21 protein-coding genes are annotated in these 25,190 nt (G+C 35.3%); 6 read left to right on the top strand and 15 right to left on the bottom strand.

The genetic code is table 11. The features are described 5' to 3' along the window. Window positions 1-237 precede the first annotated feature (237 nt). Window positions 238-855 carry a lysophospholipid acyltransferase family protein gene (locus tag RU96_RS05300; RefSeq protein WP_071864497.1) on the bottom strand — a complete coding sequence of 206 codons (618 nt, stop codon included), beginning with the start codon at window positions 853-855 and terminating at the stop codon, window positions 238-240. Between the two features lie 363 nt (window positions 856-1,218). Here RU96_RS05300 and RU96_RS05295 point away from each other — a divergent pair, with 363 nt between their 5' ends. The 3 genes from RU96_RS05295 (at window position 1,219) to RU96_RS05285 (ending at window position 4,417) form a co-directional block, all read left to right on the top strand. Then, window positions 1,219-1,953 carry a tRNA1(Val) (adenine(37)-N6)-methyltransferase gene (locus RU96_RS05295; protein WP_071864496.1) on the top strand — a complete coding sequence of 245 codons (735 nt, stop codon included), beginning with the start codon at window positions 1,219-1,221 and terminating at the stop codon, window positions 1,951-1,953. Beyond that, window positions 1,943-2,221, top strand: coding sequence for a GIY-YIG nuclease family protein (locus RU96_RS05290; RefSeq protein ID WP_071864495.1), 279 nt, complete (start codon window positions 1,943-1,945; stop codon window positions 2,219-2,221). The genes RU96_RS05295 and RU96_RS05290 overlap by 11 nt, the downstream gene beginning before the upstream one ends. Before the next feature lie 81 nt (window positions 2,222-2,302). Continuing rightward, window positions 2,303-4,417 (top strand): serine hydrolase, encoded by a 2,115-nt coding sequence (locus RU96_RS05285; protein ID WP_071864494.1) that lies wholly within the window; start codon window positions 2,303-2,305, stop codon window positions 4,415-4,417. Window positions 4,418-4,486: 69 nt separating this feature from the next. Here the strand turns inward: RU96_RS05285 and RU96_RS05280 are convergent, their stop codons facing one another. The 4 genes from RU96_RS05280 to RU96_RS05265 all read right to left on the bottom strand — a co-directional run bounded on the left by RU96_RS05280 (window position 4,487) and on the right by RU96_RS05265 (window position 6,907). Further along, a complete protein-coding gene (locus RU96_RS05280; protein ID WP_071864493.1) occupies window positions 4,487-4,843 on the bottom strand; it encodes a fluoride efflux transporter FluC in 357 nt (118 codons plus the stop codon). Next, on the bottom strand, window positions 4,840-5,223 hold the full coding sequence (locus RU96_RS05275) for a fluoride efflux transporter FluC (protein WP_071864492.1): 384 nt from the start codon (window positions 5,221-5,223) through the stop codon (window positions 4,840-4,842). The genes RU96_RS05280 and RU96_RS05275 overlap by 4 nt, the downstream gene beginning before the upstream one ends. A gap of 91 nt (window positions 5,224-5,314) precedes the next feature. Continuing rightward, on the bottom strand, window positions 5,315-5,875 hold the full coding sequence (gene efp / locus RU96_RS05270) for an elongation factor P (RefSeq protein WP_071864491.1): 561 nt from the start codon (window positions 5,873-5,875) through the stop codon (window positions 5,315-5,317). A 96-nt stretch (window positions 5,876-5,971) separates the two neighbouring features. Continuing rightward, window positions 5,972-6,907, bottom strand: a complete 936-nt coding sequence (locus tag RU96_RS05265) for a cation diffusion facilitator family transporter (RefSeq protein WP_071864490.1) — start codon at window positions 6,905-6,907, stop codon at window positions 5,972-5,974. Window positions 6,908-7,050: 143 nt separating this feature from the next. On the opposite strand from RU96_RS05265, the gene RU96_RS05260 reads away from it, so the two are divergent. Continuing rightward, on the top strand, window positions 7,051-8,244 hold the full coding sequence (locus RU96_RS05260; RefSeq protein ID WP_071864489.1) for a DUF2075 domain-containing protein: 1,194 nt from the start codon (window positions 7,051-7,053) through the stop codon (window positions 8,242-8,244). A gap of 202 nt (window positions 8,245-8,446) precedes the next feature. Here the strand turns inward: RU96_RS05260 and RU96_RS05255 are convergent, their stop codons facing one another. The 4 genes from RU96_RS05255 to RU96_RS05240 form a co-directional block, all read right to left on the bottom strand. Beyond that, window positions 8,447-9,163, bottom strand: a complete 717-nt coding sequence (locus tag RU96_RS05255) for a CPBP family intramembrane glutamic endopeptidase (RefSeq protein WP_071864488.1) — start codon at window positions 9,161-9,163, stop codon at window positions 8,447-8,449. 152 nt (window positions 9,164-9,315) lie between these two features. After that, complete coding sequence (locus tag RU96_RS05250; RefSeq protein ID WP_071864487.1) at window positions 9,316-10,938, bottom strand: glycoside hydrolase family 13 protein; 1,623 nt, start codon at window positions 10,936-10,938, stop codon at window positions 9,316-9,318. Then, window positions 10,935-12,560 (bottom strand): glycoside hydrolase family 13 protein, encoded by a 1,626-nt coding sequence (locus RU96_RS05245; protein ID WP_071864486.1) that lies wholly within the window; start codon window positions 12,558-12,560, stop codon window positions 10,935-10,937. Before RU96_RS05245 ends, RU96_RS05250 begins: the two co-directional genes overlap by 4 nt. 16 nt (window positions 12,561-12,576) lie before the next feature. Then, entirely contained in the window at window positions 12,577-14,340 is a 1,764-nt protein-coding gene (locus RU96_RS05240) for a glycoside hydrolase family 13 protein (protein WP_071864485.1), read from the bottom strand. 710 nt (window positions 14,341-15,050) lie between these two features. Here RU96_RS05240 and RU96_RS05235 point away from each other — a divergent pair. Beyond that, window positions 15,051-15,410, top strand: a complete 360-nt coding sequence (locus tag RU96_RS05235) for a YxeA family protein (protein WP_071864484.1) — start codon at window positions 15,051-15,053, stop codon at window positions 15,408-15,410. Between the two features lie 210 nt (window positions 15,411-15,620). Here RU96_RS05235 and RU96_RS05230 read toward each other — a convergent pair whose 3' ends face one another. Next, window positions 15,621-17,021 (bottom strand): C69 family dipeptidase, encoded by a 1,401-nt coding sequence (locus tag RU96_RS05230; protein ID WP_071864483.1) that lies wholly within the window; start codon window positions 17,019-17,021, stop codon window positions 15,621-15,623. Between the two features lie 158 nt (window positions 17,022-17,179). On the opposite strand from RU96_RS05230, the gene RU96_RS05225 reads away from it, so the two are divergent. Next, on the top strand, window positions 17,180-17,512 hold the full coding sequence (locus tag RU96_RS05225; protein WP_071864482.1) for a hypothetical protein: 333 nt from the start codon (window positions 17,180-17,182) through the stop codon (window positions 17,510-17,512). Between the two features lie 140 nt (window positions 17,513-17,652). On the opposite strand, the gene RU96_RS05220 is transcribed toward RU96_RS05225, so the two are convergent. The 5 genes from RU96_RS05220 to RU96_RS05200 form a co-directional block, all read right to left on the bottom strand. Then, window positions 17,653-18,474: a hypothetical protein gene (locus tag RU96_RS05220; protein ID WP_071864481.1), complete on the bottom strand. Its 822-nt coding sequence runs from the start codon at window positions 18,472-18,474 to the stop codon at window positions 17,653-17,655. A gap of 192 nt (window positions 18,475-18,666) precedes the next feature. Next, window positions 18,667-19,866, bottom strand: coding sequence for a dicarboxylate/amino acid:cation symporter (locus RU96_RS05215; protein WP_071864480.1), 1,200 nt, complete (start codon window positions 19,864-19,866; stop codon window positions 18,667-18,669). Between the two features lie 164 nt (window positions 19,867-20,030). Further along, window positions 20,031-21,269 (bottom strand): MFS transporter, encoded by a 1,239-nt coding sequence (locus RU96_RS05210; RefSeq protein ID WP_071864479.1) that lies wholly within the window; start codon window positions 21,267-21,269, stop codon window positions 20,031-20,033. 4 nt (window positions 21,270-21,273) lie between these two features. After that, on the bottom strand, window positions 21,274-22,104 hold the full coding sequence (locus RU96_RS05205; protein ID WP_071864478.1) for an oxamate carbamoyltransferase subunit AllH family protein: 831 nt from the start codon (window positions 22,102-22,104) through the stop codon (window positions 21,274-21,276). After that, window positions 22,094-25,102: a bifunctional FdrA/YlbE family protein gene (locus RU96_RS05200; protein ID WP_071864477.1), complete on the bottom strand. Its 3,009-nt coding sequence runs from the start codon at window positions 25,100-25,102 to the stop codon at window positions 22,094-22,096. The genes RU96_RS05205 and RU96_RS05200 overlap by 11 nt, the downstream gene beginning before the upstream one ends. Window positions 25,103-25,190: the final 88 nt, after the last annotated feature.

The raw sequence follows: 25,190 nt of genomic DNA, 5'->3' as shown, positions 1-25,190 counted from the left end.
GACTATTATAACACTTTCAGCCCCTTTACAAAAAGCGTTGGATTTTTTAGTTATAAGTATAAGATAGATATTCTTTTCAACTTTCACACATACGAATTTTCAGCTTTTGATTGTTGTAAATTCCCCTTCAATAAAACAAAAATACTAGCGCAAATGTCTTATTCGTTATGAAATTCACGAATTTCTTTACATATAAAAAGAGGTTGTGACAAAAGTCTTGTCACAACCTCTAAAAACTTATTGGGCAATATACTTAAATTTAGGATCAATCGTTTGGTCCAATTGATCAAAAGCAGTTTGAATGCGAGATTCTACAATCGCTAACCCGTCTTTATCAATTTTTTTTATGTCACTTATATCAATTGGTTCCCCAAATCGCATGGTAACTTTTTTACGCTTTAATAAGTCTTTAAAAGTTAAAGGCCCTTGGTAGACACATGGAACAATTTTCACTTTCGCCATTTTAGCTATTAGTGCCATGCCACCTTTTAATTCTGTTGAATGTCTGGTCCCACTTGGAAACATAATCAAACTTAAATCAGAATTTTTCAATAGTTTCACTGGTGTTTTAATTGCAGAAGGCCCTGGCTTTTGTCGATCCACTGGAAAAGCATTGGCATGAACTAAAATAAAGCGTAAAATTGGATTTTTAAACAGCTCTTCTTTAGCCATAAAACTAAATTTTTTCGGACGCGCCCCTACAGCCATATATAAAGGATCCCACCAAGTTCTGTGGGGTGCAACTAAAATATAATTTTCATCTTGCGGTAATGCTGACTTGTTTTGAAATTCAGCATTTCCGTTTAACACAAATAAAAGAAAGCGGACAATTCCCCGCATAATGGTAAAAAACATCTGATCTCCCTTTCTATCATGCGCTTAGTCCCGTACCTAACTTCTTTCAAAAAAAGCTACTTTAAAAATATTTTTAAAACGGGATAATATCGTTTTATTGCAATACGGTCTAAGTATGCAAAAAAAAATATCATTTGACAAGCTTTTTTTACCCTACGTCATTTTATCATCATCTATAGCTTCATTCTTTCTTTTAATTTTAATATTTTCCTTTTATTAGTTATTCTTATTTTCTACCTGCTAAACCTACTAAAAAGTTTTCTGCCACCGAATCAAGATTTTCAACAAAAAGTTGCGCCCACAGGTCAGTCGAGTATAATACGGATAGATATTTTCAATTTTTTATAATTGCAGGTGTAAAACGTGTTAAATAAAAATGAACGCATTGATGCTTTATACGCTGAAGGCATCCAAATAATTCAAAGTAGTGACGTTTTTTCATTTTCCATCGATGCTGTCTTATTGGCTAATTTTCCTAAGATTCCAAAACGTGGTAAAATCCTTGATCTTTGTGCTGGCAATGGTGCTGTGGGCCTTTTTATTAGTCAAAAAACCCAAGCCAAGATCGAACAAATTGAAATTCAGCCACGGCTAGCTGATATGGCACAACGAAGTATTGCTTTAAATCATTTAGAAGCACAAATGGAGGTTCACCAGCTCAATTTAAAAGACAGTCTATCAGTTATAAAAAAAGATTCCCTAGACTTAATCTTGTGTAACCCGCCTTACTTTAAAAATTTGCCGACAAATGAAAAGAATCCCAATCCTCATCTGGCCATTGCCCGTCACGAAATTCATGCGACTTTAGCAGACGTCATTTCTGTTTCAAGTCAAATGTTAAAAATGAATGGCCGCCTTGCTCTGGTTCATCGCCCTGATCGTTTTTTAGAAATTTTAGAGCTGATGCAACATTACCGCATCGCCCCTAAACGCGTGCAATTTGTTTATCCTAAAGAAGGTAAAGACGCTAATATTGTGCTAGTAGAAGGAATCAAAGATGGTAAAAAAGCTGGCTTAAAAATTTTACCACCGCTAACAGTCTATTCAAAAAACAACGAATATACCCCTGCTTTAAAGGCGATGCTTTATGGCGAGTAACCATTATTTTTATGTTCTTTTGTGTCATGATAATACCTTTTATGGTGGCTATACAACTGATTTAGCCCGCCGTTTAAAAGAGCACAACGACGGTGTTGGCGCTAAATACACGCGCCTAAAAAAAAGACGACCACTTAAAATGATTCATGCGGAAGTTTTTTTGGATCGCAGTAGTGCCACCAAAGCAGAAGCTGCCTTTAAAAAATTAAGCCGGCCCCAAAAAGAACGCTATTTAAAACAGCAACAAGCAAAAAATCAAATCCGCTAAAGCCGCTATGAGGTCTCTTTTCCAAAGAGATCTTTTTTGTGATACCATTAAATTGAAAACGGAAACAAAAGGAGGAATAAAATGAAAAAATTGGGAATGGCTTTGGTTGGCCTAGGTTGGTTATTGGTAGCTTCTCCACCTGTTTTTGCGACAAGTGAAAGTGGACAAAGTCAAAGTAGTATATCATCATCCACTACAAACACATCACAAACAAGCAAAGAACTACCAGCAAATACCACCACGACAGCACCACAATCACAAAGAAAAACTGTTACATCCTCGCAAGTTGCTAAAGAAACAAATGCTAGTCATCCGTATTTCACTATTACAAAAAAGGAGCAGCCAGTTTGGGAAGATTTAGCCAGTGCCGCAGTTACAACAACAACGCCTCATTACAATCAAACTTTTCAAGTTTTAAGTAAAATTCTCACCACTGATGGAACAGAATACTATAAATTAAAAGGGCAAACAATTTTTTATGTTCGCACTTTGAGTGGTCGTTTAAGTGACAGCCCTTTCGGTATTCCTACTAGCCAGGTGCAATACGTTAGTGTAAAGACTACTAGTAACACTTATTGGCAAGATATTAACTTACAAGTAGCGCAAAATAGCGCTACACTTAAAAAACGCACTTGGCAAAGTCGTAATCTCTATCGCCATGTCAACGGAGAAAACTATCTTGATCTTTATAATGGCCAAGGAAAATTTATCGGTTACATAAAGTCAGCTGATACTACTACCACAACAATTTTCGGTTTAGCAGAAAAACAACAAAAATACGTGACCGTAACTAAGGCAAATTACCCTTTATTTCAGTCACTCACTGCTAATTCAACACTAACGACAAAAAAATATGATAAACAAACTTTTTTAGTCAAAGAATTGTATCATCACGTCGACGGCAATGACTATTACAGTCTTTATCAAACAAAAAATGGCAAGCACGTTCGGATTGGTTTTGCTAATATTAAAGCTTTCACTACTGCTCCAGGTCCTCAAGGTATTTATCAATCCTTTAGTAAATACGTTACGATTACAAATAAAAATTATCAAATTCACCAAAACTTTGCGTGGCGCTATCGCAATAAAACAAAAAATGTTTATGGTAAAACTTACCGAGCTAGAGGGCTTTATCGCCATGCAAATGGTGCTACTTACTACACCCTTTACGATCAAAAAGGAAAATGGCAAGGCTATTTGAATAGTGCCGCTGTAAAAGTCGCACCAGGAGCGCAAGGTATTTATCAAAAATGGGGTAAAACCGTTATTTTAACCAATAAAAATCAGCCACTTTGGCAAAACTTCCAATGGAAAAAGAAAAATACAAGCCAAAATTTAATGGGGAATTTGTATATAGCTCGTGGCTATTATCAACATGCCAACGGCTCTCGTTACCTCACCCTTTATAATAAAGCGGGTAAATGGCAAGGTTATATTAACGCCGGTGCCACTAAACAAGCTACTTCAAAAGCAGCAAAATTGAAAAAAGTCCAACAATTACTCAATAAAAAATATAAAAATAAAAATGTAGGGATCCATGTGATGAGCCTAACTGATGGCAGCACAGCACAAATAAATGGCAATAAAAATTTCCATGCCGCCAGTACTGGAAAACTACCGGTTTTATACTATACCCAAAAACAGATTAATGCTAAAAAAATCAATCCTTATAAAAAATATCGATATACAGATGCCATTAATAAAATGTCACTATCTTATATGCGTGGTGGCGCGGGAATATTGCAATCCAAACGCTATGGTAATTATTACTCCATAGATACAATCATGAACTGGACCTGTAAGTATTCCGATAATCAAGGCGCCAATTTTTTAGGTTATTATGGTGCCAATAAATACGATCAAAAGATGAAAAATGAAATTAGTCGTATTATTGGGCGGAAATGGAGCCGTTTTAGTATCATTAATGCTAAAGAAAATAGTCAGTTGTTAAAAGCAATGTATTTTGAAGGCGGCAAAGTTTTAACTTATTTATCCCATACCACCTATGACCAACAACGTTTACCCAAATATCTACCCGTTCGCGTCGCTCATAAAATTGGTGATTTAGGCGGTTATGCTCATGACTGTGGAATTGTTTACACCAAAGAACCTTATGTTATTAGCGTAATGACCCAAGGAACAGGTTATGAAGTCATCTCAAAAATTTCAAAAGACGTCTATCAAATAATGAAATAAAAAAAAGGAACCAAAGAATACCAATTCGCTGAAAATCATAAAGCGAAAAGACGTAAGCTTTGGTTCTTTTTATTTTGCTAAAAAACTCCCCAGTGCTACGCCAAGAAAGCTTAACAAGAGGCCGCCACCATAAGAAAGAGCAAAATAGTAATAAAAAAGTTTTCGTTTTGTTTGATATAACGTTAACATTTCAAAGTTAAACGTTGAAAAAGTCGTATAGCCCCCCATCATTCCAGTTCCTAAAAATAAATAAAGAGCATTCCCTAAGTTCAAACCAGAAAATATGCCTAAAAGAAAAGCGCCGGTTAAATTTATAATTTGAGTAGCCCAAGGATAAGGATGAGGCCGCTTTTCAAAAAAACGATTAATCGCAAAACGTGCCATTGCACCTAAAGCTGCTCCAAAACCAACAAGTAATAGATTCATTTAAAATCCTCCTTATTTGCTTTAGGTCGCCAAAATTTTTCTCCTAGATAAGCTGCAAAAAGGCCGCCACCAATCGATAAAATAAGATAAATAAATGCCAAGAAGATGTTGGTTTCAAATAGTTTCACTGTCTCTAATGCAAAAGAAGAAAACGTGGTAAAAGCGCCAAAAAAACCGGTTCCAACCCCGAGAATGAGCCGACCATTTACATCTTTATCTGCCATAATATGTTTAACCAGCCAACTAAATAAAAAACACCCTAATAAATTAGCAGCTAACGTTCCCAACGGAAAACCATTTACTACTGGTAAATTCACGCCTAGTAAATAGCGGGCATTACCACCAAAAAAGGCAAAAAAAGCTACAATCAAATAGTCCATTTCAACGCCTCCTTCTGTAAAAATTTCTTATCAAAAAAGTAGCACAAAAAAACCAAGAGTGAAAGGTACAACTCTTGGTTTTTAAATTTAATTATTTGGCACGCTTAATGTAAGTACCTTCAGCTGTATTGATTTCTAAACTTTCACCAGCTTCAATGAAATCTGGAACGTTCACAACTAAACCTGTTTCCATTGTCGCAGGTTTACCAGAGCCCGTTACAGTCGCCCCTTTAATTGAAGGTTGTGTTTCAGTTACAACTAAAACGACTGTTGTTGGTAGTTGAACACCAATAACTTCTGAACCGAAGAATTGGATTTTCACTTCCATATTTTCTAGTAAATATTTCATTTCTTCTTCAATTGTTTCGACTGGAATTTCATATTGTTCATACGTTTCTAGATCCATGAAAAAGGCTGTATCATCCATTGTATATAAATATTGTACCGGTTTTGTATCAATGTGGGCTTTTTCAAATTTTTCATCTGGACGTAAAGTAGTATCATAAGTCGCGCCACTTCTCACATCACGAAGTTTCATACGCATTACTGTATTTCCTTTACCTGGTTTATGATGACTGGCATCTAAAACTTTAATCAATTTACCGTCTTGGACAAATGTCATTCCTGCCCGTAAGTCACTTGCTGCAATCATTGTTTAAATCCTTCTTTCTTGTTATAAAATTCTTTTTCATTGTAGCAAACAAGACGCGTTTATGCTAGTTTTAGCCAAAATTTATCCAATCCACCCTTATTTTCTGACATAGTTAGGATCATATTCATCTGTTTCAATGTAAATATAAGCTTTCTTATCCGGTAAACTATGGCGAATATCGCGTTCAATATCGTTTACCACCGTATAACTGTGGGCTTCATCTTCATCGACAATATCAATTTTAGCCGCAATCATAATTTCAGTTGGCCCTAAGTGGACCGTTTTAATATCAATCAAACGTTTGACTTCTTTGCGATTAAACGCTGCTTTAATTTTTTTTAAATCACCAGCCGTTACACTTTCCCCTATGATTAAGCTATAAAACTCACGGGCTAAAAAGATGGCCGCAAACATTAGCAAAAGCCCAATTAATAACCCACTCAAGGCATCAAAAACCGCATTACCTGTCACCATCGTTAAAATCGTTCCGGCTAAAGCAAGTAATAAACCAATCACCGCACAAAAATCTTCGGTAAAAATAATTAAAATTTCACTGTGGCGACTTTCTCGTAAAAAACGAAACAGTGGGAGTTTTTCTGTATTTAGTTCTTTAATCTCTTTAAAAGCAATGCGTAATGAGCTACCTTCTACTACCATACCAAAAAGTAAAATTACAATTATAAGCCACTGATTACCAACTTCATGGGCGGGATGAAAAAGTTTTTCTAATGCTTCCATTACGCCAAGCGCACCACCACCAAAAAAGAGCATGGTTGCTACAATCGTACTAAAAAAGTATTTGGCCCGACCTTCACCAAATTGATGTAATTCACTAATCGGTCTTGTCGACCGCTTATCACCGATTAACAAGAGGGCTTGATTACTACAATCCACTACACTATGAATACTTTCGTTTAACATAGCAGCACTACCACTCAACATATAGCCAATAAATTTACTAATGGCGACTAAAATATTGGCAACTAAAGCGGCAATAACAGCCATCATTCCATGATTTTTCTCTTCTGCCATTTTATCTCCTCTTTTCATCAAAATGAAATTTCTCCTTTTATTATAAAGAATCCCAGACACAAGGGAAAATGATAACGCCTTAAATCAAAATATTCTACAAATAAGAAGATTTTTTCTACAATAATGTTTAGGAAGTGAAGACAATGGAAACATTTACGAGTAGTTTTATTCTGCCTAAAACGGCCCAATTAGATCCCTCACAACAAAAAGTGATAGACGCAATTTTAAAGTTCAGTGCCGAAAATGCGACGGCCAAAAAGTCCGCCGTCTTTGTTTTAAGTGGCGACGCTGGTGCGGGTAAAAGCATTGTTTTAGCTAGTGCTTTTGAAAAATTACAAACGTTAGCCCGTCAAAAAGATACTCCTTTTTCTGGCTTTGACAATAAATTATTGGTTAATCACAATGAGATGCTAAAAATTTATAAAGAACTGGCGACAAAAACAAGCCACCTTTATAAAAAAGATTTTATGAAACCAACTCCTTTTATTAACCGTTATAAAAAAAATCATCAACAAGCCGATATTGTGATGATTGATGAGGGCCATTTGTTATTAACTAAAGAGGATCCCTTTAATAATTTTAAACAACAAAATCAATTAGCTGAAATTATGCAGTTAGCTAAAGTGGTGATTTTTGTTTTTGATCCGCAGCAAGTAGTGAAACTCAAAAGTTACTGGCAAAATGATTGGCTAAAAGCGTTATTAACTGGTCACCCAACCGAATATTATCACTTGGATAAACAGTATCGTGTCCAAAATAAAGCGATAACCGCTTGGATTGATGCTTTTACAAAAGGGAAACTGTTAAAAAGACCCCAAACTGCCAATTTTGAGTTAGAATTTTTTGCCGATGGCTTACCAATGTATGAAAAAATACAGGAAAAAAATAAGGCTTTCGGACTATCCCGCCTGTTAGCCACCGCTGATTTTCCTTTTACCGTTTTAGATGGAAAGACGTGGTTTGTGACAGCTGGGCAATTAAAGTTGCCTTGGGATAAAATTAATTTTACCGACCGTCCTTGGGCAGAGCGCCCAGAAACCATTCAGGAAGTCGGCTCCATTTATACCATACAAGGATTTGATTTAAATTACGCCGGTGTTATTTTAGGTCCGAGCATTAAATACGATGAAAAAAAAGACAAAATCTATGTTGACAGTAGTCTTTACGAAGATCACGAAGCTTTTAAAAATAGAAATGATATTCCTATGCTAGCTAAAGCAAAAGATGCTATCGTCATGAACTCAGTTAATATTTTATTAAAACGGGGAAAATTTGGTCTGTATCTGTATGCTTCTGATCCGCTTTTAAGAAAACATTTATTGGCGTTAAATGATTAGACTGCCTTCTTATTTAACTCATGATTGCTTAAAATACTTCTTTAAACATTTTATTAAAAAAAGAGCTTGTAATAAAAACAGCTGCTATCAACCGCTTATTCGGAAAAAAGGCAGCGTGACAAGACTTTTGTCACACTGCCTAAACTTTCCACTTATAAGACTACTAAATTTGCAATTTTTATCCGTTTAATCGCCCATTAGATTACTTTACAATTCCGAGTAATGTCAAAATGATAATGAATAACGTTGGCAACATCTGATTAACGGTATTGAAGATCCAATGGACAATCAATGATCCCCAAATATTACGATAAACCATGTAAATAAGACCAAAGAAAAATCCTACTGCCATATATGGAATCGTTGCATAGATGTTACCGTTAAAATTAGCATAATGAATCAAACCAAATAAAACAGCTTGAACAAATAACATCACAATTCTCACCAAATTGTTAGGGGCTTTGCCAACTAATAGATAGCGGAATATGAGTTCTTCTGAAAAAGGCGCTATAAAAGAGGGAATCGCCGCTAAAAACAGCGCCACAAGTTGGACATTGCCACTAAAACTACTTTCTGATACTGCTGCATCAGAAGCATCAGTTGAAATTTTTAATAAATTTTCCGGTATAGTCCCTCTGACAAATTGAATCAAGAGATGACTTGCAACTACTAAAACAACTGCCAACAATAAGTTTAACCACAAACGTTGGCGATACTGTGACCACTGCTCTTTCAAATCTTTTTTGTAGAAAAAAATTAGAATTGAAAAAGCCACTAAATTAATGCCCACACTACCAATTAAAAGATATAACGGATTATCCTTAAAATAAGAAATATGAATCAAATTATTTCCTATTAAAAGTTCCAACGGTATGATGAACAAAGCCCATAAATCTTTTTTTTGCCATTTTGTCGCCATTATTTGCTCCTATCTCTTTCTTTCAACTTATAGACTTCAGTTTAGCAAAATTATAAATATTAGACAAAATAAAGCACATGATTATGCTGTATCAATTCATAAGTTTGTTTTGCGCTACTCTTATTATCTAAAGCAAACAAGTTAAACTGCCCTTAGTTTTGTTCAAATAACCAAGCATCATAGGGATTTAATTGCATATTTTGAGAAACTGTTTGCGGTGCATTTTGATCATTTGCAATCACAAGCTGCCAATTTTTTTGCCAAACTTTTTTAGGCAATGTGAATTTGCGCACCTTTTGACTAATATTGGTGACAATTAAAAATTGTTTTTTCCCTGTTCTCATATAAGCAAAGATATCAGGATCTTTTGCCGCCAATAAAGTAAACGTGCCCGTTATAAAAGCCTGTTCTTTTTTGCGTAGTGCAATCAACTGTCGATAAAAATTTAAAACCGATTCAGAATCTTTATCTTCAGTAGCGACATTTATCTTTTCATAATTAGGGTTCACTTTAAGCCAAGGGCGCCCTGTGGTAAAACCACTATTTTTTTTAGTATCCCACTGCATCGGTGTACGTGCATGATCTCTTGTCCAAGCGGTAGCAAGTTTTAGTGCTTCGTCCTCACTTTTTTCAGCTAATAAGCGTTTATAATAAGACAATGTATCTTTGGCATTAATCTCACTAATAGCTTTAAAGGGATAATTGGTCATGCCAAGTTCTTGTCCCTGATAAATAAATGGCGTTCCCCTTAAAAATAAATACATTAACGCCAGTGCTTTAGCTGACTTACTTGTTTCATTTCCTAAAATAGAATTAAAACGAGGATTATCGTGATTTTCAATATAAAGCGCATTCCAGCCTTTTGGTCCTAAATCTTTTTGCCAACGAGCGATAACCTTTTTAAAGCCAAGTAAGTTAATCCGCTCTTTCCCAGGTTTTCCCATCCGCACATTATGTTCAAGTTCAAAAATCATATCCAAATAGCCGTCTTTATCTGTCCAATTCACTGCTTTTTTACTAGAAACACCGCTAGCTTCACCAACAGTCATGACATCATATTCATTAAAAATTTGTTGTAAATCTTTCATGTAATCGTCAATTCCTGCAACATTCATAAATGGTGCCCACGGATTTGTTTTGATCTGAAAATCCCAAGGTTCTTTTTGAATATGACTAATCGCATCTAAACGAAAGCCGTCAATTCCCATATCAAGCCAAAAACGAATCATTTGATAAATTTCATTTCTAACAGCTTCATTTTTCCAATTTAAATCTGGTTGTTCTGGGGCAAAAACATGAAAATAAGCCTGTGAACTTTTTTCATCAAAGGTCCAAGTAGATCCTCCAAAAAAACTTTGCCAATTATTTGGTAATTTAGTTTCTGTTGCATCTTGCCAGTGATAATAATTACGATAAGGATTATCTTTACCTTTTTTAGCTTCAACAAACCACGGGTGTTGATCACTGGTATGATTTACCACTAAATCCAAAATAAGTTTTAAACCGATTTGATGCGTCGCCTGTAAAAGCGTCTTAAAATCGGCCATATTGCCAAACTCAGCTGCAATATCTTGGTAATCTGAAATATCATAACCATTATCAACGTTAGGGGATTTATACATTGGATTGAGCCAAATAAAATCGACACCCAACTCTTTTAAATAAGGTAATTTTTCAATAATTCCTTTAATATCCCCAATTCCATCGCCATTACTATCAAAAAAGCTACGGGGATAGATTTGATAACCGACTGCATTTTGCCACCAACTCGTCATGATTTTTCAACTTCCACAACAAAAGCATCCCATGGAGCTAAAGTAAGATTTTTCAAATCTTGTGGTAAGATGCCATTAGTAATAATGATCTCTTTTAGCAATCCATCGTAATCAAATTTATTTTCATTGCTAGAAAAATTTGTTACCACTAACCAAGTCTTGCCTTCATAATGGCGTTTATAAGCAAAAACCTCAGGGGCCGTTTCAATTAATTGAAAATCTCCCCAAACAACGATTGGATTATTTTTGCGCAACTGAATTAACTTTTGATACGTATAAAATAGCGAATCTTTATCCGCTAAGGCTTGGGCTACATTTATCTTTTGATAATTTTCATTGACAAAAAGCCAAGGAGTACCGGTGGTAAAGCCAGCATTTTCACTGTCATCCCACTGCATCGGCGTACGAGCATTATCCCGACCTTTGACATTAATCGATTGAATAATTTCTTTAGGGTCATAGCCTTCTGCGAGGCGTTCATGATACATATTGATACTTTCAATATCATCCACTTCTTCAATTGCAGTCACCGGTCGATTGGTCATGCCAATCTCTTCTCCTTGATAAATATAAGGTGTTCCCTTTAAAAGATGTAATAAAATAGCCAATAATTTACCACTTTTCACACGATAATTTTTTTCATCGCCCCAACGAGAAATAATCCGTGGCAAGTCATGGTTATTCCAAAATAGTGAGTTCCAACCCTCATTACCTAATTCTGTTTGCCACTTTTCAAAAACCGCTTTTAATTCGGCAACTACCAATGGGCGTAAATCCCATTTACTTTTTTGGGGTTGTTCATCTAAACCAACGTGTTCAAATTGAAAAACCATACTCAATTCATTACGTTTAGGATTAGAATATAATTTGGCGATTTCTGGTGTCGCGCCCCACGTTTCACCGACCGTCAAAAGATCGTGTTTAAAAAATGTCGCTTGATTCATTTCTTGTAAATAATCGTGCAGCTTCGGCCCATTTCCCGTAATCATTTCCATGGGAACTTTACCAATCAAATCGATAACATCCATCCGGAAACCGCCAATTCCTTTAGCAATCCAAAAGTTCATCATGTCATAAACGGATTGTCGAACCTGTTCATTGGCCCAATTTAAATCCGGTTGTTTTTTTGAAAATAGATGTAAATAATACTGTCCGCTGGCTTCATCAAACTCCCAAGCACTACCAGAAAACGTCGATGGCAATTCATTCGGAGCGCTACCGTCAGATTTTGGATCTGCCCAAATGTAATAATCGCGATATAAATTGTCACGTCCTTTTTTTGCCTCAACAAACCATTGATGTTCATCAGATGTGTGATTGACGACTAAATCCATGATAATTTTAATATTGCGCTGATTGGCCGCTGCAATCAGGTGATCCATATCTGCCATCGTACCGAATTCAGTCATGATTTTTTCATAATCTGAAATATCATACCCATTATCATCATTTGGAGAAGCATAAACTGGCGATAACCAAATTGCGCCAATTCCCAACTCCTTTAAATAATCTAATTTTTCAATAATACCACCAAGATCGCCGATTCCATCGCCATTACTATCTTTAAAACTGCGAGGATAAATTTGATACACTACTACTTCTTGCCACCAGTGTTTTTCCATTTCTTTCACCCTTTTTCTACGCTTTGGTTATAACAAAACCTTTTGGCGCAATCGTTATCTGCCCAGCTGTTTCTTCAAAACCATGCCCTAAAAGAATCGTTCCGTTTTTCTCAAATACATTTTTAGTTGTTCCTAAGTTAAAATGACCACAAATTATTTCATCATCTAATTTACGGCTTAAGACGATTTGTTCATTTGCTAAATTAACTGTTTCCCAAATCATTTTTCCGTCGGCTAAAATGGCCGCATGTTCCCGTCTGAAACTAACCAATTTTTTAAAGAAGTCAAACATATCACGATCTTGTTCTTCTTTTTGCCACACCATACATTTACGACAATCAGGGTCCATCTCGCCTGTCATAGCAAACTCATCACCATAGTAAATACAAGGCGATCCTGGCTGTAAATACGTAAAGGCTTCAACTTGTTTCATTAAATCTTTATCTTCGTTAGCTTCAGTTAGAATCCGGGGAGTATCATGAGAATCTAAAACATTAAATTGCATCGCATTTGTTTGTTCCCGATACATCATTAAATGGCGGTTAATTTCTGAGACCATTTTTTCCAAACTGATTTCTTTTTTAACAAATGCGCCTACGATTGCATCAGTATAAGCATAATTCATTACCGCGGTGAACTCATCCCCATTTAACCAGCTTTGGGCAGAATGCCAAATTTCCCCTAAAATATAAAAGTCATCTTTTATCGCGTCACAAACTTCACGAAATTCTTTCCAAAAAGTATGATCTACTTCATTAGCAACATCTAAGCGCCACGCATCAATATCAAATTCTTCAATCCAATAAGCCGCAATACTTAATAAATATTCCTTGACCTCAGGATTAGCTGTATTGAGTTTTGGCATATGCGGGGTAAACGCAAAAACATCATAGGTAATATCCGTTGCATTTTCAAAATCTTTTCCTTCTGTATAACTAACTGGAAATGAATTGACGTGAAACCAATCCGCATATTTTGAGTCCGCGCCATTTTTAATGACATCTTGCCATTGGGGTGAAGTATCCCCCATATGATTAAAAACAGCATCCAACATGACTTTAATTCCGCGTTTGTGACATTCGTCTACGAGTTTTTTAAATAGCGCCTTATCCCCAAAATCAGGATCAATTTCAAAATAATCAATCGTATCGTATTTATGATTGGAATAGGCTTTAAAAATTGGGCAAAAGTACAGACCATTAATTCCCAGCTCAGTAAAATGATCGAGATGATCTAAGACACCTTGTAAATCACCACCAAAAAAATCTTGGCGATCAGGTGCTTTACTCCCCCACGGAAATGTACCTTTAGGATCGTTTGTTTTATCGCCATTTGCAAAACGCTCTGGAAAAATTTGATACCAAACTGTATTTTTCACCCAAGCCGGCGCTTTAAAACGATCGATTTCATGAAAATAAGGCATTCTAAAATAATTATTGGGCATTTCTAAATGTTGTTTGTCAAAAGGAAAACAACCATGATCGCCATAAAATACTTCTGTGCCATCTTCACCTACTACCCGAAAAGCATAGGCCATTCGTTTAAAAGGCTCACTCGTTGCCACTACCCAGTAATCATGAACAGCCGTGCTCAGATACTTTTCCATTTTTAAAGGATGTCGGTACCATTTCTCTTCTGCTAATGTATAAGTATCACCATGAATTAATTCTACATTTGCGACATCATTTTTCGCCGTTTTTAAACGAATATGCATGATATCTTTTTGATAAAGATAGGCAAACTCACTATCTGGACGGTGGGCAATTGCTGCTGTGTTCATTTCATCACACCTTTTCTTTTTTATTGTGACGCTTTCTTTATTTGCTGTCATTTCAATCTCATTATGGCATAAAAGAAAATGCTTTTCAACGAAACTACGCAATCGATTGCAGACATATTCTTTTATAAAAAAATCAGATAAAACAGTGAAAATGCTTGGATAATTTGATAAAAATATTTATAAGTTTCAAATCTGAATAAAAATTATCAATACTACAGCAACCGATTGCTCAAATTATTATTCTTTCCCCTAACTAAATTTTATTTGCTATCAAAAAATTCTAAAATCTAAAAAAAAATGAAGAAAAACACTTATTTATCATTCAATCCTTTTCTAACAACAATTTTCTGATTTAAAAATAACTTAAACTAAAAATATTTTTCTGTTTTCCTACAGCTAAAATTTAATAATTGTAGAAATAAGTGTAAAATATGGAACTAGAAATAGAGGATATTCCCCGATAACCTTAATTTTCCATTAGGCGGAAACTTTCTCCCCATTGTTTCCGCCCCAATTTTTATTTTGTCCTTTAGCCGTATCCTATAGGCCAATTTTTATATGAAGTTTTCTTATTACTCGAGCCTTTTTAAGGCTTTTTTTTGTCAAAAGAATCATTGCAAAATTGTAAGTCTAACGCAAGTTAAAACAATGGCACCTTTTTTAAAATAGCTTTAAGATAAGACTATAAAGGAACTAGGATGGTGGAACACGTGAAAAAACTATTAATCGGCTTAGTAGTAATCATTGCTGCAGCCTTTGGGTTATTTAAATTTATTGAAAATACTGAGATGGGTGGAGACACTTATTACGTCCAGATTACAACCGATGGTAAACAAGTAACGTTAAAAGATGACAGTGGTCAAGAGTATTTGGATTATGAATATCAACTCACCGGCTACGATGATAAAGGTAACAGCAAAGAATTATCATTTAGAGCCAATAAAGAACGTCCCTTACGAAAAAATGCCTACTTAAAAGTGACCTATAATTCTAAAAAAGAAGAAGTCACCCAGTGGGAAGAAGTTAACGAGAAGACAGTGCCACAAAAAGCACTAACACAACTAAAATAAGCACTAAAAACAGCCACTACATTAAGCCTTGAAGTGGAGTGAAAATTAGACTGAAAATCTAATTTTGCTCACTTCGGCGCGCAGTGGCTGTTTTTTTAGATAAAGTTTTTGAAAATAAAAACACCATTTTAAAAACTTCATTTTATTCTTTAATAGTTAAATAACTATCTGTAACTTTGCTTATTTACTTGATACTTAGTTAAACAATTTTTAATCGCCTAAATTAAAGCGTAGCTTCATTTGAGGTGCTCCTAACATTACCATTTGCCCTAATAACTTTGTGGTCATTTCTTTAGCTACTTTTGCATATTCCTCATTTACTGAAGCTAAATAATGGGAAAGATCAGTTTGACTTGATGCCGCTTGATCACTTTGCCGTTGAATTTGGCGAAAAGCAGCGACACTTGCTTGAACATAGTCATCTCTGACATCGGAATACAAATTATAATTCGTATCCCCTAAAACCGCGATAAGTCCACTTAACCAGTACATGTTATCCAAGCCAAATTCTTCGCTGACTTCTTTATAAAAAGCAGGAGTATCTGTAACATTGGCATAAAACGGCACCACTGTATTAAAAGTATTAGGACCAAAGGCGAGCCAGTGAATTCCTGCAATTTCTTTTGCAACATCATTGCGTAATTGCAAAATATGAACTTCTTGATTACGATTAATTCCTACTGGACGTAGCTGACGTTTTTGTGCATCAGTACCATCACCATAACAGTCATACACCGTTTCTTCATAATGAGAACTAAGCGCCCACTTCACATCTTCAATACTAATTAAACGATTCGCTTTACAAATGAACGGTAAATTTTGATCAAAAGGCGATTGTTCTACCTCAGGGGTAAAGAAACGTTGAATATACCAAGCACGAGGATTATTGTATTGGTTATCTTTAACTGTTGCGCTACCAAATATATGTCGCAAATTGTAGCCATCATAGTCCGGATTCAAATGATTTTCATCAATCAATTCTTTTAAATCTGATGAGCACATTGTATCTGGGGCCTCAAAATCAAAATCGGTAATATTCATACGATTTGGTGCAACTACATAAGCATCATCTGGAATACGCACAGCTGCCCAATGATGGCCTCCAATTGTTTCAAGCCACCAAATTTCTTCATTATCAGAAAAAGCGATGCCATTGGGTTCATAAGTGCCAAACTCTTCCAGCAGTGCCCCAAGACGTTCTACCCCTTCTTTTGCACTTTTAATGTAAGGTAAGACAACTGTTAACATGTCCTCTTCACCAATCCCACCTTCAACATAGGGATCAATGCCTAAAATACGGGAATTACTAGTAATCGTTTCTGTAGCAGACATCGCCACATTGGCACTATTAATACCTGACTCACCCCAAATACCAATTTTAGGCGAAACATCGGGTGTCGCCGTATAACGTAAAGGATTCGCTGGTAATTTTATTTCTACACCACTGATAACAGCCTTATAATCTTGTTTTTGCTCTGACGGGTTGACTACGATAAAATTTTTCGGATTTAATGGCGCTTCACCATCTTCGTTACGTGCAATCATCGTAGAGCCGTCAATGGAAGCTTTTTTCCCTACTAAAATCGTCGTGCATTCACTGTGCTTATTCATTTCATTCATCCCTTCTTTGTTTACTTACATTTCATTTCTATTTAAAGAGTAGACCTTCTCTTCAATTTTGTGAAATAAAAACCATTGTTCTGATGAAAAGCAATTTTTACCAACATTTTACAAATAAAGCTATAATAGAAAAAAAGGAGGAATGTGAGATGTCCGTACTTGTTCCCACTAATATGAATGAAGTTGCTGAAAAATTAAATGAAGATAAAAACAGAGGAATTGAAACTACCGAAGAAATCGTTATTAAACAAGCCGTTTTAGACAACGCTCAAGATATATTAAACGGCGCTTTAGAAGGTCCTTATTGGAAAGTAAAATGGCGCAAAGAAGATGAAAGTTTAGTTATCTACGATATCATGAATCAAGAAGTTGGCACTGTTAGTGCAACTCAAAACTCTTTTAGTAAAAATTTTAAAGATAATCCTGCAACTGTTATTCGTAGTTTAGATGACCAAATTCAAAAAATCGTGAAAAACGCCTAACAAAGCTATTGAACAGTTTGCTTCATTTTACGACTATCAAGCTAATATTTAAAGAAGATTTATTATTGATGTCATCTATTTCTTCTTTACACTAGTTCTACTAAAAAAGCGGTGTGACAAGATTCCTGTCACACCGTCTTTTATTTTTGCCACACCAGAATACTCGCATCGTCACTTTGCTTGAAACGCGGATAAGTTAGTAATTGAGCATCTTCTCTTTCTAGCTGGCGAAGATGATCGCAAGCAGAAATAAGCATACTATAATCTTTAAATTGACCTAATTGATGTGGGGTACACTCGTTAAACGTATCCACTAACCGATAAAAACCATCGCTTGTAATGACAATTTTTTCTACCTGGACAAGGGGTAGTTTTTTTTGTGATAAACGTGCAATCCCAATTGGTGATGGATCTAAAATAGCATAACCATTCGGTGTATTTTTCATCTGACGATTTTTAATTAAATCTTCTTTGACTGTTTCTTTTGCCACGTCAATTACTTCACCTTTTTTTAAGAGCTGATGAAAAGTCATCACAATTCGTTGATCATTTTGTGGCACTGTTCGGTCATAAAAGGTGCGCATCTGTTGGCTCAAAAAAGCAGTTATTGGTGAATCACCTAACCAGCTAAATTCCATCTCATCGCCGATTTTACGATAGCAGCTAAAAGTAGCACTCGGCCATAAGTCTGGAGTTAGTCTACCTAATTCTTTGCGGTATTTCTGAGCAAATTTAGTCACTGCTTGCATTAACGCCCGATTCGTCGCCATTTTTTCATTAGCAAGAAGTGTAATCAACTGACTACCAATAAAATGACTAAAAACTTGTGCATCACTATTCCCTACTAAATAATTTTCCCCTAGGCCACTAGCACCATCTAAGATAAAACCAAATGTATCATTACCATAGACAAAATCTTCATTTTGATTATTCCCACGATCAGTATAAAAGAATACAGCCATTTTATTCTTCCCTTCAAAATCAGTTTAAAACCCTGCTTTACGTATTTTCTTATAGTAGCACAAGAAAATTAAAATACCAACATCGTGAAATAGAGTGAAATCATTCACTCTATTTAGAAATGAATGTTTTACCTATTAAACAATAAAAAGTTGTCTATAATACTTTAAATAGACAACTTTTTACTCATTTTTTCATTTTTGATTAAAAATAGTATAATCAAGCTCATTGACTGATTTTGCTACTATAATTGCGGAGTATACATCTGAGTTAACATTTAGAATAGTTCGTAACATCCCGACAAACCACTCTACACCAGCAAAGATAGCAATGCTTTCAATTGGTAATCCCATCTGTGGCACAATGATTGCTAAAGATACTAACCCTGCTCCTGGCACTACGGCATTAGCTAGTGAAACAAAAGTAGCAGTAATCGCTAAATAAAACATTCTTTCAATTGAAAAATCACTTTGATACATTTGTGAAATTGTCATAACTGTAATAGCCATGTGCATTGCTGAACCATTACTATTCAATGACATTCCCAGTGGTAATACCAAATTTGTGATGCGATTACTTAACCCCAATTTTTGATGAGATTCTTCCATAGCAATGGGTAAAGTAATCGCTGATGATGTCGTAGCTAGCGCCATTACCGACATATTCTTCATATTCAAAAGTAAACGCCAAGGATTTACTTTAACATAAAGACTAATTATCATAATCCATATTCCTAAAAATAATACTGTACTTATGCCGTAAACTAGCAAGTACTTCATTAACGGTAAAATAATTTTAATGCCTAATTCGCTAATCGTTGAAGCTATTAGTGCGAAAATTCCAATTGGTGCGAAAATCATTACATAATAAATAATGTTGATAATCACTTCGTTAAAATCAACTATAATTTGGAACAGTTGAGATTTTGGTTTTTTTTGCATAAATTTGCTCAATGCTAAACCAAAAAACAACGCAAAAACGATAATTTGAATAATTGATCCTTCAGCAAGTGAAGTAAAAATATTTTTCGAGAAAAAATCACTAATTGTCTGACTTAAAGAAATTTCTTGCGGTTTAATTTCATTAGTCAGAGAATCTGTCATTTTAACACCGTAACCAGGATTAAACAAGATAGCCATCAAAATTCCCCAACAAGCGGCTAATAGCGAAGAAATACCGAAAACGATAATGGTTCGAAAGCCCAAACTTGTCAATTCTTTCGGTTTAATATTTCCAACAGCTTGAATAATTTGTCCCAAAACTAAAACTGGTATTGCCATCTGCATCAACTTTAAAAATATATCGCCAATAATTTTTAAGTAATGGGCCCATTCTGGTATCCATAATCCAAAAGTCAAACCTAAAACGACGGCAATCAAAATTTGGGTGATCATAGAGACTTTTTTGTCATTTTATTCACCTCTATTGATTGAAATAATCCACCACCAGCTTTCATTACTAAAGAGCGTAAAGAAAATAGCGGTTATAATTTTATTAATAGCTAGCATACTCTTCTTCTACAAACTTTTATTACTTCTATATCACAGTGCTTGAAAAGCTATGCTTCTTCTTTTGTATCTTTTGCTAACACAGCAAATACTATTAAACCAATCACTTGTAAGATACAAGCTAGATAAAATCCAATCTTCATTGAACCTACTGTATCTGCTAAAAAGCCTGTAATATAAGGTGCTAAAATAGAACCGGACATCCCTATAAAGTTGTATGCACTTAATGTAGTAGAAAGAGAACCTTTGGGAGCGTTTTTTGTTACATAAGCTACCACGATCGGATCAAGAGCCAATTTACCAGTCAATCCATACAAGATTAAAACTGCAATTAGCAATGTTCGATTCGTCACAAACGCGATAGAAAAAACAGATAAAATTGCTAATGGTACGAGTAAATAAACTAATTTTTTTGTACTTCCTGACTTATCAGCAAAACGGGCAAAAATCAAAGCACCAGGAATAGAAGCCCAAGGTACTAAAGAAGAAATAAATCCAACGCTAGTACCCGCAAATCCGCGTTCAGCAATTAGAAATGACGGTAACCAAGTAATAATAACGAAATTAGCATAAATACTGGTAAAACATAAGATAAACGCCGCAAGTAAGTTTTTGTTAGAAATAATCGATTTAAAAGATACCTTATTTCCAACTGCATCTGTTTCAACTACTTTTGCTTCATCTTCTGGTCGAATCACTTTTTCTTTTAACAAAGTATAAAATAAAATAGCTACAATAATAGTGGGAATAGCCATAATAAAGAATGGTCTACTCCAATGTTCACCATTTTCCAAAACCAATTTACTAGAAAGTAAATATCCCCCAGAAGTACCAAAAGCCATTCCGCTATTAATAATCGCTGTTCCCAAAGTCAATTTACTTTTCGGAATAGATTCTGTGGATAAAGCGTATTGCGGTCCGTAATATGCACCTTGACCAATCCCTGCCATGGCACGAATAACTAGGAACATCACAAATGTCGTGGCTAGACCACTAAAATATGTCATGACCCCCATAATTAAAAAGCCAATTGTAATAACCAATTTGCGTCCAATTTTATCTCCAATAACGCCAAATGGTACTTGCGCAATCGCATACGTTAAGAAGAAAATTGAATTTGCTAACCCTAACTGCGTATTACTTAAGCCAAAATTTTCCCCAATTATCCCCATTATCGGATTGAAAATAGTACGAGTAGCATACATCAAGATCCAGCCAACAAAAAATAAGGCGACAACTTTCATCCAATAATTATTGCTTACTTTTACTGCCTGTTTGGAAGATTCCATAGTCTTACTCCTTTTCAAAATTTAAAGTTAAAAGTGCTTTTATTCCTAAATAAATACCGTAACACATATCTTTTCCTGAAGTATGTCCTACTTTCATTATCTGTTGAATATCGTTTTCAAACTTTTCTGTCTTATTTTCTTTCAAATCCATATAAAACTGATAAATTAACGAATTCACATATCCTGCCACACAACTTTCAATATAAGCCCAACTTATATCTGTAGTATTCCCTTTTTGCTTTATAAGTTCAGCCACTAAAGCTTTAATATAGTCGATGTGACTCAAACCAAGAATAAAAGTATATGCTACTAAGATATCATCACCACTTGGTGTTAATCCTTTCCCCCGACCTATTAAAAATTGTGTAATACTAGCCCAATCAGCTGTTTCAGGATGTAGCAATTGTTCTTTTATTGCTACAAATTTTGCATCTTGTTCAATGCCGATTTTTTCTTTCAAATTAGCCGCTACTAAGAGTTGCTGCAAAAAATGCAGCGACTCTTTTTCTAGCTGTGTAGCAGTTACTTTTAAAGATACCACCTCGTAGTCTGATAGGTTTAATATCTTAATTTCTGCTAGATTGTAAAATACAATCCGATCAGATTTAATTTTAATGTGATCTCCTTGTTTAATATATGGCTTTATCTTTGCAAAAGAATCTATTGGAACAAATAAACCAAAACACGAAAGGTATTCGTTGTAGTTTGCGACATTGATTAATTGTTCACCAACCTTAAGATTAAAGGAATGTTCAAAAACACTATGAACAAAGCCAATGGTGCCAAACTTTGTTAAAGGTAATAAGTAATCACTGATAACAATCTTATTCCACATGAATATTCCACGCCTTAGCATAAGCTTCTAGTGCTTTTTCAAAACATCCTAGAGGTGCTCTAACTGTACCAGCACCAACTTGTCCCACTCCTGCCTTTTTATGAGCAATACCTGTATTAATAATTGGTGTAATTCCCGTTTCAACGACTTTACGGATATCAATCCCTAAACAAGTTCCCTTGAAATCCCATGTTGGAATTGTCCATGTCGGGTTATGAGTTTGGCAAATTTGTTCCATTTCATTAGAGATATCTAAAGCATCTTGAAATCCTCCCGCACCTACAAAACGTGTCACACCAGGAGCAGCCACCATTGCCATCGCTCCAACACCAACGGTTTCTGTGATAGCACTATCTCCAATATCAGGATTACCATCTGCTTCTGTAAAGCCCGTAAAGTATAATCCTTTTGGCGTATTCACTGGTGCGGTATACCAATCATCACCACTTTCAGCAATACGTATACCAAAATCTACCCCATTACGTGTCATTGTAGTTACAATAGTCCCTTTCGTATCTTTCCTAGCTGCATCTACAATTGCCTTGCCAGTTGCCATCATAATATTTAAAAAGAATTGATCTGTATCAGCTAAAAATTTAATAACATCATATTTTTCTTTTTCATCCATTTGTAATTTGACAATTAGTGGCGCAATTTCTTTTAAGAAATTGGCCGAAGCCGCGATATTGCGTTGGTGAAATTCATCCCCCATTGTAATTGAACGAGCGATGAGCACATTTAGATTAATTCCTTCTTCCGTTTGCTGTAATGCTTTTGAAATCGTCGGCCCTAAAACATCCTTCATCCAATGAAGACGATCAATAACTTCTTGTGAATAAGCCCCAAAACGTAATACTTTACCAATGCCTTCATTCATTGTGCAATATGCTTTTGTACCATCTAAGCGGTTTTTAATTACTACCACTGGCATATTACCTGAAGTGATTCCACCCATCGGGCCAACCGCATGAACATGATGACAAGGGATAAAACGAACTTCTCCATTTTCTAAAAGCTGTTTTGCTTTTGTTTCATCTTCTGCCCAGCCTTCAAATAACGCTGCACCGATACAAGACCCCTTCATTGGTCCTGTCATTTGATCATAAGTAATTGGCGGTCCAGCATGTAATAATGTTTTTTTTGCTTCATTTAGTTCGGGAATCACCGTGTTAGCTGGTACGACGTTTACTAAAAATGGTTGTGAATTTTTGATTTTTTCAATTACTTTTTCATTTTCAGCCTGAATTTCTGCCGCATGATCTTCTAATGCACTTAAAATTTTAATCATTTTTTTATTGCCACCAGCTTTTGGTCGCCAATTAAATTGTACTGATTTTCCGCCATAGTCTGTGATAGACTCATTGAAACTCTGTAAGCCAACATTAATGATACGTGGTTTCGTGTTTAAAATTTCTGTTACAGCTGCGCTAGCTTGTGGCACGGCCACTTTTTCACCTTTATAGTCAATTACTTCTTTGTTTGATTCTGATATAGTAATACCTTTTAGTAATAAAGCTAATTGGACTGCCTTAGCATTACTCTCAGCAACAAATATACCCGCATCTTCTAATCGTTTCACTGTTTCATCATAATTTTGAGGGTCTTTTCTAGTCCCTACTACTGTGGCAACAAAATATAACGTACGCTTTTCTTCTTTTGCTTTAGCTAATTCTTCTTTGATTGCTGGTAATAAAGCACCTGCCATATCCTCATGAGCGCCATAGCCTAATACAACATCAAATAAAATGATACCCGTTTTACTTTGTGTACCATATTCATGAATTTTTTGAATACGAACATCCGGATCAATCATCGGATGAGGCTTGCCTTGGGTATAAATATCATCGCCTAAATCAATCACCTCATAACCATTAGATTTCAAGATATATCCTTCTTGCTTAATTAGCCCATCTAAACCAAGAGCTTCTGAAATCATCATGCCTGCTTCTGCTGCCAAAGTTCCTCCAGAGTACAATCCTTTGACAACTTTATCGGAAGCTAAGATAGGTACATCCGGTTTTGCCACAGCTTCAAAATAATTTTTTTTGACTGCTTTTTCACTAGCTAAATCAATTGCAATTTTGGCTGTTTCTTCTAACGTATGTGCCAGATAAACTTTTCCTTCATGAGCAGTTGGTTTTTCACCTAAAAAAATTGCAACTACTGGTTTTGAAATACTTTGCAATAGTTGGACAACTTCATCTCGTACTTCTTTGGCAGGTGGCTTAGAAATAACGCAAATTACATCTGTTGGTTCATGGTTTTCCAATGCCACAATGGCATCTTTGACTGTGGTTGCTCCAACTTTATCACTTAAATCGCGTCCCCCTGTTCCAATCGCATGGACTACACCATTTCCTAGCCGATCAATGATTGTTGTAACTTCTTGAATTCCTGTACCAGAAGCACCTACAACTCCAATATTCCCGGGAGAAATTACGTTAGTAAAAGCAAGTGGAACACTGGAAATAATTCCTGTTCCGCAATCTGGTCCCATCATCAATAGACCTTTTTCATGTGCTAAATTTTTCAAGCGAACTTCATCTTCTAATGAAACATTGTCGGTAAATGAAAAAACATGAAGGCCCTTCTTAAGTGCATTTTCCATTTCAGTTGCACCATATTCACCAGGGATACTAAAAAGTGCCATATTAGCATCTGGTAATTGTGTCAAAGCTTCATCCCAAGAAGTAACGGCTCTATTTTCAGACGTTTTACTTGTGGCAGATAAGTCATCTAAAAATTCATGAACGGTTGGTAGTACTTCATCCATAATTTTTTCATCTGTACTATCAACTACAATCATTAAGTCATTGGGCGAAGAATCTTTCGCCTCTACTGTTAATAAATTAGTATTTTGTAAAATATCCTTATTAGCCTCTGTCCCCATCATGATTTGACTCATATTAACCTTTGGTAAATCATTAATTTTATTTGTCAGTAGCATTAGATTGATGGAGTCTTGATAATTATTTTTTAAAATTACTGTTTGTAACATGATGAGCCTCCTTATTTTTTTGAGCGCTTCAAATAACTATTTTTAAGAAAAAAGCTTAAATTAGTTGACGTCTAAACTAATTTTTATT

Origin of the sequence: Enterococcus canintestini (assembly GCF_001885735.1) — a bacterium.
GTDB lineage: Bacteria > Bacillota > Bacilli > Lactobacillales > Enterococcaceae > Enterococcus_C > Enterococcus_C canintestini.
The sequence above is the reverse complement of the archived record's forward strand: the minus strand, read 5'-3'. Positions and strand labels throughout refer to the sequence as shown.

What these genes read in the sequence shown, in the direction of transcription:
- RU96_RS05205 (WP_071864478.1), bottom strand. Translation starts at nt 22,104, where the DNA reads ATGTGGAATAAGATTGTTATCAGTGATTACTTATTACCTTTAACAAAG.
- RU96_RS05265 (WP_071864490.1), bottom strand. Translation starts at nt 6,907, where the DNA reads ATGGCAGAAGAGAAAAATCATGGAATGATGGCTGTTATTGCCGCTTTA.
- RU96_RS05200 (WP_071864477.1), bottom strand. Translation starts at nt 25,102, where the DNA reads ATGTTACAAACAGTAATTTTAAAAAATAATTATCAAGACTCCATCAAT.
- RU96_RS05210 (WP_071864479.1), bottom strand. Translation starts at nt 21,269, where the DNA reads ATGGAATCTTCCAAACAGGCAGTAAAAGTAAGCAATAATTATTGGATG.
- RU96_RS05245 (WP_071864486.1), bottom strand. Translation starts at nt 12,560, where the DNA reads ATGGAAAAACACTGGTGGCAAGAAGTAGTAGTGTATCAAATTTATCCT.
- RU96_RS05215 (WP_071864480.1), bottom strand. Translation starts at nt 19,866, where the DNA reads ATGATCACCCAAATTTTGATTGCCGTCGTTTTAGGTTTGACTTTTGGA.
- RU96_RS05250 (WP_071864487.1), bottom strand. Translation starts at nt 10,938, where the DNA reads ATGACGAGTTGGTGGCAAAATGCAGTCGGTTATCAAATCTATCCCCGT.
- RU96_RS05220 (WP_071864481.1), bottom strand. Translation starts at nt 18,474, where the DNA reads ATGGCTGTATTCTTTTATACTGATCGTGGGAATAATCAAAATGAAGAT.
- RU96_RS05300 (WP_071864497.1), bottom strand. Translation starts at nt 855, where the DNA reads ATGTTTTTTACCATTATGCGGGGAATTGTCCGCTTTCTTTTATTTGTG.
- RU96_RS05255 (WP_071864488.1), bottom strand. Translation starts at nt 9,163, where the DNA reads ATGGCGACAAAATGGCAAAAAAAAGATTTATGGGCTTTGTTCATCATA.
- RU96_RS05275 (WP_071864492.1), bottom strand. Translation starts at nt 5,223, where the DNA reads ATGGACTATTTGATTGTAGCTTTTTTTGCCTTTTTTGGTGGTAATGCC.
- RU96_RS05285 (WP_071864494.1), top strand. Translation starts at nt 2,303, where the DNA reads ATGAAAAAATTGGGAATGGCTTTGGTTGGCCTAGGTTGGTTATTGGTA.
- RU96_RS05290 (WP_071864495.1), top strand. Translation starts at nt 1,943, where the DNA reads ATGGCGAGTAACCATTATTTTTATGTTCTTTTGTGTCATGATAATACC.
- RU96_RS05225 (WP_071864482.1), top strand. Translation starts at nt 17,180, where the DNA reads ATGTCCGTACTTGTTCCCACTAATATGAATGAAGTTGCTGAAAAATTA.
- RU96_RS05280 (WP_071864493.1), bottom strand. Translation starts at nt 4,843, where the DNA reads ATGAATCTATTACTTGTTGGTTTTGGAGCAGCTTTAGGTGCAATGGCA.
- RU96_RS05240 (WP_071864485.1), bottom strand. Translation starts at nt 14,340, where the DNA reads ATGAACACAGCAGCAATTGCCCACCGTCCAGATAGTGAGTTTGCCTAT.
- RU96_RS05260 (WP_071864489.1), top strand. Translation starts at nt 7,051, where the DNA reads ATGGAAACATTTACGAGTAGTTTTATTCTGCCTAAAACGGCCCAATTA.
- efp (WP_071864491.1), bottom strand. Translation starts at nt 5,875, where the DNA reads ATGATTGCAGCAAGTGACTTACGGGCAGGAATGACATTTGTCCAAGAC.
- RU96_RS05230 (WP_071864483.1), bottom strand. Translation starts at nt 17,021, where the DNA reads ATGAATAAGCACAGTGAATGCACGACGATTTTAGTAGGGAAAAAAGCT.